Annotated in this window: 1 protein-coding gene; it reads right to left on the bottom strand. The window is 65.0% G+C overall.

Going from position 1 to position 907, the window contains the following annotated elements; genetic code table 11:
* Positions 1-768: transposase family protein (locus tag E1293_RS47175; RefSeq protein ID WP_132206687.1), on the bottom strand; the 768-nt coding region annotated here is incomplete at its 3' end.
* Positions 769-907 lie beyond the last annotated feature (139 nt).

The following is a 907-nucleotide window of genomic DNA, read 5'->3' as shown; positions in this document are numbered from 1 at the left end:
CTGAGCGACGCGGTGGTTTTGTAGGACGGCGATGGCCTTGACGATGTGGCCGGCCTTGCTCGGGCTGCAGCGCAGCTTCCGCAGGATCCGCCATGACTTGAGCTGTGCGTTCGCTCGTTCGCCTGGTCCGCGGAGCTTGGCGTGCGACCGGTTGGCCAGCTTCTGTGACTCGGGCTTGTTCTTGCCCTTGTAGGGCGTGATGACCACCGACGCCTCAGCCCCTTGGTAGGCCTTGTCGGCCAAGGTGAGGATCCCCGCCCTCTCCAGCTCGCGCAGGATGCCCCGTACGCGGGCGGCGGTCAGGTCGTGGACCTTGCCCGGCAGTGCCCCCGAGGTCCACAGGATCGTGCCGTCCGGCCCGGCGATGACCTGCACGTTCATTCCGTGTACTCGGTGTTTTCCAGAGTAGTAGGGGCGGTCGGCCCGGACCCGGTCGGTGTGGATGAGCGTCCCGTCCAGCACTAGATGGGTCAGTCCGTCCCTGCTCGCCTTCCGCAGCGCCTTCGCGAGTTTGGGTGAGCGGGCCGACAGCAGCATGACGGTCTCCTCCACGTACCTCCAAGCGGTGGTCGGCGACACCCCGAACCCTGCGCTGACCTCGGTGAACGTCTCGTCCTTGCGAAGGTAGGCCAGGACGAGAAGCGCCTGCTGACCGGGGTTGAGCAGCCGCCAGGTCGACCCAATCGCCTTGCGTCGCCGGCGGATCAGCCCGGCGACGTAGTTCAGCGTTGAACGCGACAGATCCAGCCCGGCACGGTAGAAAAGCACGTAGAGACCTCTGGTTCAGGCGACGTGATTGTGGTGATCAACCCGTCTACCAGGGGTCTCTCTACGTCAGGCCACCAACCGACGCATTGCGATCATGCTGTGACCAGCGGACTGCCGCCACAGGGATGAAATGGGTTCA

Source organism: Actinomadura darangshiensis, assembly GCF_004349235.1.
GTDB lineage: Bacteria > Actinomycetota > Actinomycetes > Streptosporangiales > Streptosporangiaceae > Spirillospora > Spirillospora darangshiensis.
Note: the sequence above shows the minus strand (reverse complement) of the source record. Positions and strands in the feature narration are given on the sequence as shown.